Origin of the sequence: Pseudomonas sp. WC1, from assembly GCF_050586565.1 — a bacterium.
Lineage (GTDB): Bacteria > Pseudomonadota > Gammaproteobacteria > Pseudomonadales > Pseudomonadaceae > Aquipseudomonas.
The window spans coordinates 15,025-28,039 of sequence record NZ_JBOBDQ010000070.1; the positions used below are offsets into that span (position 1 = coordinate 15,025).

Annotated in this window: 8 protein-coding genes and 1 pseudogene; 6 read left to right on the forward strand and 3 right to left on the reverse strand. The window is 65.5% G+C overall.

Annotation, left to right across the window (positions count from 1 at the left end; genetic code table 11):
* Nucleotides 1-258 precede the first annotated feature (258 nt).
* Nucleotides 259-4,212: a trifunctional transcriptional regulator/proline dehydrogenase/L-glutamate gamma-semialdehyde dehydrogenase gene (gene putA, locus ACQ4OD_RS23680; RefSeq protein ID WP_198754821.1), complete on the forward strand. Its 3,954-nt coding sequence runs from the start codon at nt 259-261 to the stop codon at nt 4,210-4,212.
* A 55-nt stretch (nt 4,213-4,267) separates the two neighbouring features.
* Here putA and ACQ4OD_RS23685 read toward each other — a convergent pair whose 3' ends face one another.
* The 3 genes and pseudogenes from ACQ4OD_RS23685 to ACQ4OD_RS23695 form a co-directional block, all read right to left on the reverse strand.
* Nucleotides 4,268-4,576 carry a Txe/YoeB family addiction module toxin gene (locus tag ACQ4OD_RS23685; RefSeq protein ID WP_430945026.1) on the reverse strand — a complete coding sequence of 103 codons (309 nt, stop codon included), beginning with the start codon at nt 4,574-4,576 and terminating at the stop codon, nt 4,268-4,270.
* The gene (locus ACQ4OD_RS23690) at nt 4,542-4,826 is read right to left on the reverse strand and encodes a type II toxin-antitoxin system Phd/YefM family antitoxin (protein WP_023630627.1); all 285 of its coding nucleotides are present in this window, start codon (nt 4,824-4,826) and stop codon (nt 4,542-4,544) included. Before ACQ4OD_RS23690 ends, ACQ4OD_RS23685 begins: the two co-directional genes overlap by 35 nt.
* A 349-nt stretch (nt 4,827-5,175) precedes the next feature.
* Nucleotides 5,176-5,292, reverse strand: a pseudogene (locus ACQ4OD_RS23695) (DUF3077 domain-containing protein); the annotation flags it as partial.
* Between the two features lie 117 nt (nt 5,293-5,409).
* Here ACQ4OD_RS23695 and ACQ4OD_RS23700 point away from each other — a divergent pair.
* The 5 genes from ACQ4OD_RS23700 (at nt 5,410) to dbpA (ending at nt 13,012) form a co-directional block, all read left to right on the forward strand.
* Nucleotides 5,410-7,206 carry an acyl-CoA dehydrogenase gene (locus tag ACQ4OD_RS23700; protein WP_430945027.1) on the forward strand — a complete coding sequence of 599 codons (1,797 nt, stop codon included), beginning with the start codon at nt 5,410-5,412 and terminating at the stop codon, nt 7,204-7,206.
* Between the two features lie 30 nt (nt 7,207-7,236).
* Nucleotides 7,237-8,679, forward strand: coding sequence for a TldD/PmbA family protein (locus tag ACQ4OD_RS23705; protein WP_139673936.1), 1,443 nt, complete (start codon nt 7,237-7,239; stop codon nt 8,677-8,679).
* On the forward strand, nt 8,679-10,010 hold the full coding sequence (locus ACQ4OD_RS23710) for a TldD/PmbA family protein (protein ID WP_139673939.1): 1,332 nt from the start codon (nt 8,679-8,681) through the stop codon (nt 10,008-10,010). The genes ACQ4OD_RS23705 and ACQ4OD_RS23710 overlap by 1 nt, the downstream gene beginning before the upstream one ends.
* 124 nt (nt 10,011-10,134) lie before the next feature.
* Nucleotides 10,135-11,562, forward strand: coding sequence for a multidrug transporter subunit MdtD (gene mdtD / locus ACQ4OD_RS23715; RefSeq protein ID WP_023632381.1), 1,428 nt, complete (start codon nt 10,135-10,137; stop codon nt 11,560-11,562).
* A gap of 112 nt (nt 11,563-11,674) precedes the next feature.
* Complete coding sequence (gene dbpA, locus ACQ4OD_RS23720) at nt 11,675-13,012, forward strand: ATP-dependent RNA helicase DbpA (RefSeq protein ID WP_258601106.1); 1,338 nt, start codon at nt 11,675-11,677, stop codon at nt 13,010-13,012.
* The last annotated feature ends 3 nt before the right edge of the window (nt 13,013-13,015 follow it).

The window sequence follows — 13,015 nt, forward strand, 5'->3', positions numbered from 1 at the left end:
CATTTTTCATTTGCCAGTTGCACCCAACCCTGCATTTTCAGATAAAACCGCATTCTTGCTCCAATTCGGAGCAAACACAGCGTTTTACATAACAAAAAGCGCCAATAAAGACCGTTTCGGTTGTACGGAAACACCCTTCAGACGAGTAGCACCTTTACCTTGAAAAATTAGGGTTGCACCCGGTTGCACCCGAATTGTCCTACAGGCTAATCTTGCCGTCAGCTTAGGCCACATCCGTGGCAATAACGAGGATAAGAAATGGCGACGACCACCCTTGGGGTCAAACTCGACGACCCGACCCGTGAGCGACTCAAAGCAGCTGCGCAGTCCATCGACCGCACACCGCACTGGTTGATCAAGCAAGCGATTTTCAACTATCTCGAGAAGCTCGAGGGTGGCGCCACCCTGAACGAACTCAATGGCCACGCGGCCGCACTCGGCGACGATGCCGGCGAAGCCCCGGCCGAGCACGCCCACCAGTGCTTCCTGGAGTTCGCCGAAAGCATCCTGCCGCAATCGGTGCTGCGCTCGGCGATCACCGCTGCCTACCGCCGCCCCGAACAGGAAGTGGTGCCAATGCTGCTGGAGCAGGCACGCCTGCCGGCGGCCCAGGCCGAAGCCACCAACAAGCTGGCCGCAAGCCTGGCCGACAAGCTGCGCAACCAGAAGAGCGCCGGCGGCCGCGCTGGCATCGTCCAGGGCCTGCTGCAGGAGTTTTCGCTGTCGTCCCAGGAAGGCGTGGCGCTGATGTGCCTGGCCGAAGCGCTGCTGCGCATCCCCGACAAAGGTACCCGTGACGCGCTGATCCGCGACAAGATCAGCACCGGCAACTGGCAGCCGCACCTGGGCAACAGCCCGTCACTGTTCGTCAACGCCGCCACCTGGGGCCTGCTGCTGACCGGCAAGCTGGTCAGCACCCACAATGAATCCGGCCTGACCTCCTCGCTCACCCGCATCATCGGCAAGAGCGGCGAGCCGATGATCCGCAAGGGCGTCGACATGGCCATGCGCCTGATGGGCGAACAGTTCGTCACCGGCGAAACCATCGCCGAGGCGCTGGCCAATGCCAGCAAGTTCGAATCCAAGGGTTTCCGCTACAGCTACGACATGCTCGGCGAAGCCGCGCTGACCGAGCACGACGCGCAGAAGTACCTGGCCTCCTACGAGCAGGCGATCCATTCGATCGGCAAGGCCTCGCACGGCCGTGGCATCTATGAAGGCCCGGGCATCTCGATCAAGCTCTCGGCCCTGCACCCGCGCTACAGCCGCGCCCAGTACGAGCGCGTGATGAGCGAGCTGTACCCGCGCCTGCTGTCGCTGACCCTGCTGGCCAAGCAGTACGACATCGGCCTGAACATCGACGCCGAGGAAGCCGACCGCCTGGAGCTGTCGCTGGACCTGCTCGAACGCCTGTGCTTCGAACCGTCGCTGGCCGGCTGGAACGGCATCGGCTTCGTCATCCAGGCCTACCAGAAGCGCTGCCCGTACGTGATCGACTACGTCATCGACCTGGCCAAGCGCAGCCGCCACCGCCTGATGATTCGCCTGGTGAAGGGCGCCTACTGGGACAGCGAGATCAAGCGCGCCCAGGTCGAGGGCCTGGAAGGCTACCCGGTGTACACCCGCAAGGTGTACACCGACGTTTCCTATATTGCCTGCGCGCGCAAGCTGCTGTCGGTGCCGGAAGCCATCTACCCGCAGTTCGCCACCCACAACGCCCATACCCTGTCGGCCATCTACCAGATCGCCGGACAGAACTACTACCCGGGCCAGTACGAGTTCCAGTGCCTGCACGGCATGGGCGAGCCACTGTACGAGCAAGTGGTAGGCAAGGTCTCCGAAGGCAAACTGAACCGTCCGTGCCGCGTGTACGCCCCGGTCGGCACCCACGAAACCCTGCTGGCCTACCTGGTGCGTCGCCTGCTGGAAAACGGCGCCAACACCTCGTTCGTCAACCGCATCGCCGACCACTCGATCTCGATCCAGGAACTGGTCGCCGACCCGGTCGCCAGCATCGAGCGCATGGGCACCCAGGAAGGCAGCATCGGCCTACCGCACCCGCGCATCCCGATGCCGCGTGAGCTGTACGGCAGCGAGCGGGCCAACTCGGCCGGCATCGACATGGCCAACGAACACCGCCTGGCGTCGCTGTCCTGCGCCCTGCTGGCCACCGCTCATAACGACTGGAAGGCCACGCCGCTGCTGGCCTGCGCCACTAGCGAGCAACCGGCCAGCGCAGTGCTAAACCCGTCCGACCATCGCGATGTGGTCGGCCATGTGCAGGAAGCCACCGTCGCCGACGTCGACAATGCCATCCAGTGCGCGCTGAACGCCGCGCCAATCTGGCAGGCCACCCCACCGGCCGAGCGCGCCGCGATCCTCGAACGCGCCGCCGACCTGATGGAAGCCGATATCCAGCCGCTGATGGGCCTGCTGGTGCGCGAAGCCGGCAAGACCTTCGCCAACGCCATCGCCGAAGTGCGCGAGGCGGTGGACTTCCTGCGCTACTACGCGGTGCAGGCACGCAACGATCTGCGCAACGACAGCTGCCGCCCATTGGGCCCGGTGGTGTGCATCAGCCCGTGGAACTTCCCGCTGGCGATCTTCTCCGGCCAGGTGGCCGCGGCCCTGGCCGCCGGCAACCCGGTACTGGCCAAGCCAGCCGAACAGACCCCGCTGGTCGCCGCCCAGGCCGTGCGCCTGTTGCTGGAAGCCGGCATCCCGGAAGGCGTGCTGCAACTGCTGCCTGGCCAGGGCGAAACCGTCGGTGCCGGCCTGGTCGGTGACGAGCGTGTCAAAGGTGTGATGTTCACCGGTTCCACCGAAGTCGCCCGCCTGCTGCAACGCAACATCGCCGGGCGCCTGGACAACCAGGGCCGGCCGATCCCGCTGATCGCCGAGACCGGCGGCCAGAACGCCATGATCGTCGACTCCTCGGCGCTGACCGAGCAGGTGGTGATCGACGTGGTGTCCTCGGCCTTCGACAGCGCCGGCCAGCGTTGCTCGGCCCTGCGCGTGCTGTGCCTGCAGGAAGACTCCGCCGACCGCGTGATCGAGATGCTCAAGGGCGCCATGGCCGAAAGCCGCCTGGGTAACCCCGAGCGCCTGTCGGTAGACATCGGCCCGGTGATCGACGCCGAAGCCAAGGCGGGCATCGAGAAGCACATCCAGGCCATGCGCGACAAAGGCCGCACCGTCTACCAGGTGGCTATCGCCGAAGGCGAGGAGATCAAGCGCGGCACCTTCGTGATGCCGACCCTGATCGAACTGGAAAGCTTCGACGAGCTCAAGCGCGAGATCTTTGGCCCGGTGTTGCACGTGGTGCGCTACAACCGCAAGGACCTGGACCAGCTGATCGAGCAGATCAACGCCTCCGGCTACGGCCTGACCCTAGGCGTGCACACCCGCATCGACGAGACCATCGCCAAGGTGGTGGACAACGTCAACGCCGGCAACATGTACGTCAACCGCAACATCGTCGGCGCCGTGGTCGGCGTGCAGCCGTTCGGCGGTGAAGGCCTGTCGGGCACCGGCCCGAAAGCCGGCGGCCCGCTGTACCTGTACCGCCTGCTGTCGACCCGCCCGGCCGATGCCATCGCCCGCCACTTCCAGGCCGACGATGCGCGCAGCCAGGCCGACACCACCCTGCGCGACCAGCAGCTCAAGCCGCTGACAACCCTCAAGACCTGGGCGGCCAGCAGCCAGATGAGCGACCTGGCCGCGCTGTGCGAGCAGTTCGCCGAGCAGTCGCAGAGTGGTATCACCCGCGTGCTGCCAGGCCCGACCGGCGAGCGCAACACCTACAGCGTGCTGCCACGCGAACACGTGCTGTGCCTGGCCGACAACGAGGCCGACCTGCTGGCCCAGCTGGCAGCGGTGCTGGCCGTGGGTAGCTCGGCGGTGTTCCAGGACGGCGAGCCGGCCAAGACCGTGCGCGCTCGTCTGCCGAAGGAGCTGCAAGCGAAGATCAAGCTGGTGGCTGACTGGAGCAAGGATGAGGTCGCCTTTGACGCGGTCATCCACCACGGTCACTCCGACCAGTTGCGCGGCGTCTGCGAGCAGGTGGCCAAGCGTGCCGGCGCGATCGTCGGCGTGCATGGGCTGTCGAGCGGCGATCACCAGATCGCCCTGGAGCGCCTGGTGATCGAGCGGGCGGTGAGTGTGAACACCGCGGCAGCGGGTGGTAACGCCAGCCTGATGACCATCGGCTGACACCGATCTAACAAAAAAGGAGAGCTTCGGCTCTCCTTTTTTGTGGGCGCTTGGCCTAATCGTCATAGTGGTAACGGAACTGCAGGATGGTCAGGGTTCCCGCCTCGTAGAAGTAGACCAATCGGTGTTCGCGAGTGATACGGCGAGACCAGAAACCTGACAAGTCGCCTTTGAGCGGCTCTGGCTTGCCGGTGCCTTTGAAAGGGCTGCGCAGGCACTCACAGATCATCATGTTGATGCGCTGGAAGATAGCGACATCACTGTTTCGCCAGTAACCGTAGTCTTCCCACCCCTCAGCAGTGAAGGCCACGCTTGTGGTGCTTCGCGCCTCAGTCTTGTTTCGTTGCTTGGCTTTCACATTCATCGAGTGCCAGTTCCTGGGTAACGGCCTTACCAGCCCGGAGCTGAGCAATGGAAGCGCGAAGACGCTTGGCGTTCGCGGACGACTCCAGCAGGTACATGGTCTCGCGCATGCCGTTGTAGTCCTCGAGCGAAATCATCACGACCGGCTCGCCACGCTGACGTGTGATGACTGCCGGCTCATGGTCCCGGCATACGTCGTCCATTGTCTGCTTCAGGTCGGCGCGTGCCTGGCTGAACGTCAGTACATGCATTTTTCCTTCCTTTCCAGGTACCGCCTGGATCAGTTCTCGAGAGTCAACAGGCCTTGATGGCAGGTCGGCGCTGTGCGACCTGCCTGCCAAACATTGTACAAACTTGTGTACAACTCGCAAGGTCGAGCCCTGAAACTATTTGGAGAACTGATTGCCGCTGGGAAAGGTGGATATGGAACCGGAATTTCCGCAGCGGCATAACAGCGTTAAATCCTGCTGCCATGTAGGAGCTGTCCCAAACCGGCGCTTGGCGAGATATCAAGACAGCCCCACTCCTGCAGCAGTACTCAAATGCGTGGGAGCGGCGGGGCGCCGATGCGACTTGCCCCGCGATGCCCTTTTTGGGTCGTCAACACCCCATGCCCAGTTCGGCATCGTCCATCAGCGCCTTGGCCAGGGCGCTCAGGTAATACGAGGCCCAGAGCAGTTGGAGCTTTTCCTCCATGATCCCGGTGATGGTCAGGTTGCCCAAGGTGACCTGGGCGATGGCCACTTCTGCCCCCATATCACCCACACCAATTAACCTGTCCCCTGCCCCACCACCCCGCCTAGACTCGCTGCACCCCGAACCAGGAATGCAGCCATGTCCGAGCAACTCCTCAGCAGCCGCAACCTCGCCTTCGAACTCTACGAAGTCCTCGACGCCGAGGCCCTGACCCAGCGTCCGCGCTTCGCCGAGCACAGCCGCGAGACCTTCGACGCGGCGCTGACCACCGCCCGCACCGTTGCCGAAAAGTACTTCGCCCCGCACAACCGCAAAGGCGATGAAAACGAGCCGCGCTACGTGGACGGCCGTGCCGAGCTGATCCCGGAAGTGAAACCGGCCGTAGACGCCTTCCTCGAAGCGGGCTTTCTCAACGCCAACCGCGACTTCGAAGTCGGCGGCATGCAGCTGCCCAGCCTGGTATCGCAAGCCTGCTTCGCCCACTTCCAGGCGGCCAACGCCGGCACCACGGCCTACCCGTTCCTGACCATGGGCGCGGCCAACCTGATCGAGAGTTTCGGCACTGAGGAGCAAAAGCGCCTGTTCCTGCAGCCGATGATCGAGGGCCGCTACTTCGGCACCATGGCCCTGACCGAGCCGCATGCCGGCTCGTCGCTGGCCGATATCCGCACCCGCGCCGAACCCGCAGGTGACGGCAGCTACCGGCTCAGAGGCAACAAGATCTTCATCTCCGGCGGCGACCACGAGTTGTCCGAGAACATCGTGCACATGGTTCTGGCCAAGCTGCCGGACGCGCCGGCCGGGGTGAAGGGCATCTCGCTGTTCATCGTGCCCAAGTACCTGGTCAACCCCGACGGCAGCCTGGGTCCGCGCAACGATGTGCTGCTGGCCGGGCTGTTCCACAAGATGGGCTGGCGCGGCACCACTTCTACCGCGCTAAATTTCGGCGACAACGGCCAGTGCGTCGGCTACCTGGTCGGCCAGCCGCACCAGGGCCTGGCCTGCATGTTCCAGATGATGAACGAGGCGCGCATCGGCGTCGGCATGGGCGCGGCGTTGCTCGGCTACGCCGGCTACCTGTATTCACTGGAGTACGCCCGCCAACGCCCACAGGGCCGCCTGCCGGACAACAAGGAGCCGCACAGCCCCGCTGTGCCGATCATCGAGCACAGCGACGTCAAACGCATGCTGCTGGCACAGAAGGCCTACGTGGAGGGTGCTTTCGACCTGGGCCTGTACGCGGCCCGGCTGTTCGATGACACCCACACGGCGGCGGATGAAAACACCCGCCAGCAAGCCCAGGAATTGCTCGACCTGCTCACCCCGATCGTCAAGTCCTGGCCTTCGGCGTTCTGCCTGAAGGCCAACGAGCTGGCAATCCAGATCCTGGGCGGCCACGGCTATACCCGCGAGTACCCGGTGGAACAGTACTACCGCGACAACCGCCTCAACCCGATCCACGAAGGTACCGAAGGCATCCAGTCGCTCGACCTGCTCGGGCGCAAGCTGGCGCAGAACAACGGCGCCGGGCTCAAGCAACTGATCCGCCGGATCGCCGGCACCTGCGAGCGCGCCAGCCATCATCCGAACCTGGACAACCTGCGCCAGCCACTGGAACAGCTGGTCAATCGCCTGCAAGCGGTCACCCTCGTCCTGCTCGGTGACCTGGCCCAAGGCAAGGTCGCTGGGGCCCTGGCCAACTCGGCGCTGTACCTCAAGGCCTTCGGCCACTGCGTGATCGGCTGGCGCTGGCTGGAGCAGGCCATCCATGCCGAGGTCGGCCTGCTCAAGGGCCGCGACCGCGACTTCTACCAAGGCAAGCTCCAGGCCGCGCGTTATTTCCTCACCTGGGAAGTGCCGGGCTGCCATAATGACCTCGCTTTGCTCGAGGCCCGCGACGATACGTGCCTGGGCATGCAAGAGGGGTGGTTCTAGGGGGAGCCACCGCGCACACGGAGGTTTCCCATGTTCGACTCCAGCACCCTGCTGCGCCAGCGTTTCCAAGCGCTGCGCAGCACGGCCGAACTGTTCTCGCTTCGCCATGTGAAGCAATCGCACCAGTCACTGTCGGTTCGGCGCAACGTCGCTGAGCCGCCCTTCTTCAGCCAGGACGAAGGCGCCATGCTCACTGTGCGGGTCAATGGCGTCGAGGCCTACGCGGCCACCGCCGACCTGTCCCAGGCAGGCCTGCAACGCGCCCTGGAACAGGCCGAGGCACTCGCCCGGCGGATCAAGGCCAGCAGCCTGCTCGACCTGAGCGGCCAAGCCGCCCCGAGCGGGCGTCACGATCATGTCTCGCCCAATTTCGAACAGTCCCTGCCCAACCTCGCCGACTGCCTGGAGCTGCTCGCCGCCGAGTCCGCCAGCGTACCCAGGGACGAGCGCCTGGTGGACTGGCAGGCGAGCCTGGGCTTCAGTGTGGTCGAACAGACCTACCTGAACTCCGCCGGCGCCGAGCTGCGTCACGCCCAGCGCTTCATCTACCCAGGCCTGGCCGTCACCGCCAGCGACGGCCAGGACAGCCAGAGCCGCAGCCTGGGCCGGGAGAACTTCGGCCAGCAAGGCGGCTTCGAAGTGGTCGAGCGCTGCGGCCTGGTCGGCGCGGCCCGCCGGGTGGCCGACGAGGCGCTGCAACTGCTGCTGGCGCCGAACACCCCGGCCGGTCAGCGCGATCTGTTGCTGATGCCCGACCAGATGATGCTGCAGATCCACGAATCCATCGGCCACCCGCTGGAACTGGACCGCATTCTCGGCGATGAGCGCAACTACGCAGGCACCAGCTTCGTCAAAGCCGGCGACTTCGGTCATCTACAGTACGGCTCGAAGCTGCTCAACGTGACCTTCGACCCGACAATCCATGAGGAGCTGGCCAGCTACAGCTTCGATGACGACGGCACTCCGGCCAGCAAGCAGTTCCTGATCCGTGATGGCCTGCTGGTGCGCCCCCTGGGTGGCGCCCTGTCGCAACTGCGCTCGGGCCTGGACGGCGTGGCCAACAGCCGCGCCTGCGGCTGGAACCGCGCGCCGATCGACCGCATGGCCAACCTCAATATCGAGCCGGGCGACCAGACGCTTGCGCAACTGATCGCCGGCATCGAGCACGGCATCCTGATGCGCACCAACCGCTCCTGGTCCATTGATGATGCGCGCAACAAATTCCAGTTCGGTTGTGAGTGGGGCCAACTGATCGAGAACGGCGAACTCAAGGGCGTGGTGAAGAACCCGAACTATCGCGGCATCTCCGCCGACTTCTGGCGCAACCTCTCGGCGGTAGGTGACCGCAGTACCTTCCAGGTACTCGGCACGCCCAACTGCGGCAAAGGCGAGCCCAACCAGGTGGTGCGGGTCGGCCACGCCTCGCCGGCCTGCGTGTTCCGCCAGATCGACGTATTCGGAGGGGACGCCTGATGAGCACCGTCTACCAGCAACGTTTCGAAAGCTTGCTCGATGGCCTGAACGCCGCCATGCAGCCCGGTGAGCAGTTCACCCTGGGCTACAGCGCCGAGCACTCACAGTTCGTGCGTTTCAACCACGCCAAGGTGCGCCAGGCCGGGCTGGTCAGCCAGGCCAGCGTGCAGTTGCGGCTGGTCCGCGACGGGCGCCAGGCCGAGCAACAGATCACCCTGGGCGACGATTCAGAGCTGGACCGCCAGCGCCTGCACGATGCCCTGGCGCAGCTGCGCCAGACCCTGCCGCTGCTGGCTGTAGATCCCTACCTGAACCTCGACGACAGCGCCTGGCACAGCCATAGCCTGCAGGAGCAGCCACTGCCCGAGCTGGACGAAGTGCTGGCCTTGGTCGAGCGTGGAGCCGGCGATCTGGACCTGGTCGGCATCTATGCCGCCGGCCCCATCTGCCGCGGCTTCGCCAGCTCGTTCGGCGCCTTTGGCTGGCACCAGGCCAACAGTTTCAACTTTGACTGGAGCCTGTTCCACGCCAACGGCCAAGCCGTCAAAGCCAACTACGCAGGGCAGGCCTGGAGCGGCGAAACCTTTGCCGCACGCCTGTGTCAGGCTCGCGAACAGTTGGCGCACCTGGGGCGCCCGGCCGTCACCCTCAAGCCCGGCAGCTACCGCGCCTACCTGGCGCCGGCGGCGATGGACGAGATCGCCGGCATGCTGTGCTGGGGAGGCTTCTCGACACAAGCCCTGGCCACTGGCAACAGCCCGTTGCAGCGCCTGTACAACGGCGACGCGCAGTTGAGCCCACTGGTGAGCTTCAGCGAACAGGTCAGCGGCTCGCTGAGTCCGGCCTTCTCCGACGAGGGCTCGCCGCGCCGAGACCTGCTGCTGATCGGCGAAGGGCGGGCGCTGGAGCGACTGGTGAGTGCGCGCAGCGCCGTCGAATTCGGCCAGCGGGCCAATGGCGCCGACAGCTACGAGTCGCCCTGCGCGCTGAGCCTGGCGCCGGGCAACCTGCCCGGCGAGCAGATTCTCGAACGTCTGGGCACTGGCCTTTACATCAGCAACCTCTGGTACCTGAACTACTCGGACCTGCCGGCGGCGCGCATGACCGGGCTGACCCGCTTCGCCACTTTCTGGGTGGAGAACGGGCAGATCCAGGGCCCGGTGAGCACCATGCGCTTCGACGACAGCCTCTACAACCTGCTGGGCAGCCAACTGGAGGACCTGACCCAGGAGCGCGAGATGATCCTGTCGACCAGCACCTACGGGCAGCGCAGCACCGGGTCGAGTCATCTGCCCGGGGCGTTGGTCAAAGGCCTGACCCTGACATTGTGATCGACAGGACTGGCCTCATCGCTGACAAGCCAGTTCCCACAGTGGCCGGCATGCACTGCCCCTGTGGGAGCCGGCTTGCCGGCGATGAGGCCAGCACCGGCAACACAGGACATTGAGGTAACCCATGCCCGACCGTGCCCCGCTGGACCCCGTCACCGCCCGCTGGATCCCCTGGGTGGTGGCCATCGCCTTCTTCATGCAATCGCTCGACGGCACCATCCTCAACACCGCGCTGCCGGCCATGGCCCGGTCGCTTGCCGAGGACCCGCTGCGCATGCAGGGGGTGATCATCGCCTATATGCTCACCGTGGCCTTGCTGATCCCGGCATCGGGCTGGATCGCCGACCGCTTCGGCACCAAGCGCATTTTCTTCAGCGCCATCCTGCTGTTCAGCTTCGGCTCGCTGTTGTGCGCCATGGCCAACAGCCTCGGCTTCCTGATCTTCGCCCGGGTCGTGCAAGGCCTGGGCGGCGCACTGATGCTGCCCGTGGGAAGGCTGGTGGTGTTGCGCGCCTACCCGCGCAGCGAACTGGTGCGGATCATGAGCTTCATCACCATCCCCGGCCTGCTGGGGCCACTGCTCGGCCCGACCGTGGGCGGCTGGCTGGTGGAAATCCTCAGCTGGCACTGGATCTTCCTGCTCAACCTGCCGGTGGGCGCCGTGGGTTGCTATGCGGTGTGGAGGTTCATCCCCGACCTGCGCGGCGCCGAGCGCACCACCTTCGACGGGCCTGGCTTCCTGTTGTTCGGCGCGGCGATGGTACTGATCACCATCGCCATGGAAGGCCTGGGCGAACTGCACCTGCCGCACCTGCGGGTGATGCTGTTGCTGTTCGCCGGCATGGCCTGCCTGGCCGCCTACTGGCTGCGCGCCGGGCGCGACCCGGAGCCACTGTTCTCGCCGTCACTATTCCGCGTACGCACTTTCGCCATCGGCATCCTCGGCAACCTGTTCGCCCGCCTGGGCAGCGGCGCCCTGCCCTTCCTGGTGCCGTTGCTGCTGCAAGTGGCGCTGGGTTATTCACCGGCCCAGGCCGGGATGAGCATGATTCCGCTGGCGGCGGCGGCGATGCTCGCCAAGTCGGTCGCCCGGCCGCTGATCGAGCGCCTCGGCTACCGCATCGTGCTCACCGGCAACACCCTGCTGCTGGGCCTGCTGCTGGCCAGCCTGGGGCTGGTCGACGAACAGACGCCGTATGCGCTGCTGCTGGCGCAGCTGGCGATGCTGGGTGCGGTGAACTCGATGCAGTTCACGGCGATGAACACCGTGACCCTGATCGACCTGGACGACGCCAGCGCCAGCAGCGGCAACAGCCTGCTGTCGGTGGTCGCGCAACTGTCGCTGAGCCTGGGCGTGGCCTGCGCCGGCGCGCTGCTCGGTGGTTTCACCGCGGCCGGCAGCGCCGAAGGCGTGGAAAGCACCCTGGGGGCGTTCCAGCTGACCTTCGTCACCATCGGCGTGATGGCCATGCTGGCGGCAGCGATCTTCCTGCAACTGGCGCCGACAGACGGAAGGCGCGCCCGTCGTCCGGAAGAGCACGTGGAGTCGTAGGGCGAATGGCTTCGAGGCTGGTAGACTGTGCGACATTTTTCGCTTCGCACCGCAGGCCCGCCTCGTGACCGTTGAAACCACCGCCTTTGCCACCCTCCCGCTGTCCGCTGCCATGCTGGCCAACCTGGACGCCCTGGGCTATGCCTCGATGACCCCGATCCAGGCCCAGAGCCTGCCGGTGATCCTCAAGGGCCAGGACCTGATCGCCCAGGCCAAGACCGGCAGCGGCAAGACCGCCGCCTTCGGCATCGGCCTGCTCAACCCGATCAACCCGCGCTACTTCGGCTGCCAGGCCCTGGTGCTGTGCCCGACCCGCGAGCTGGCCGACCAGGTGGCCAAGGAGCTGCGCCGCCTGGCCCGCGCCGAGGACAACATCAAGATCCTCACCCTGTGCGGCGGCGTCTCGTTGGGCCCGCAGATCGCCTCGCTGGAACACGGCGCGCACATCATCGTCGGCACCCCGGGGCGCATCCAGCAGCACCTGGACAAGGGCACACTGGTCCTCGACGGGCTCAACACCCTGGTACTCGACGAAGCCGACCGCATGCTCGACATGGGCTTCTTCGACGCCATCGCCAGCATCATCGGCAAGACCCCGGCGCGCCGCCAGACCCTGCTGTTCTCGGCCACCTACCCGGCCGGTATCGAGCAGTTGGCCAAAGCCTTCATGCGCCAGCCGCAACAGGTAAAGGTCGAAGCGCTGCACAGCGACAACCAGATTGAACAGCGCTTCATCGAGATCGACGCTCAGCAGCGCCTGGACGCCGTGACCCGTGTACTCGGCCACTACCGTCCACAGTCCTGCGTGGCGTTCTGCTTCACCAAGCAGCAGTGCGAGGACGTGGTCGCCCACCTCACCGCCAAGGGCATCGTCGCCCAGGCCCTGCACGGCGACCTGGAGCAACGTGACCGCGACCAGGTGCTGACGATGTTCGCCAACCGCAGCAGCTCGGTGCTGGTGGCCACCGACGTGGCCGCCCGCGGCCTGGACATCGATGGCCTGGACATGGTCATCAACGTCGAACTGGCGCGTGATGCCGAGATCCACGTGCACCGCGTTGGCCGTACCGGTCGCGCCGGCGAGAAAGGCGTGGCGGTCAGCCTGGTGGCACCGGCCGAAGGCCATCGCGCCCAGGCCATCGAAGACTTGCAGAAGCAGCCGCTGCGCTGGGAACAGCTGGACAGCCTCAAAAGCAAAGGCGGCGAGCCGCTGCTGCCACCGATGACCACCCTGTGCATCGCCGCCGGGCGCAAGGACAAGCTGCGCCCGGGCGATATCCTCGGCGCGCTGACCGGCGACGCCGGGCTGCCGGGCAAGCAGGTGGGCAAGATTGCCATCTTCGACTTCGTGGCATTCGTGGCCGTCGAGCGAGCAGTGGCCAAACAGGCCATGCAGCGCCTGAACAGCGGCAAGATCAAAGGTCGCGCCCTGAAAGTCCGTATCGTCTGAAGT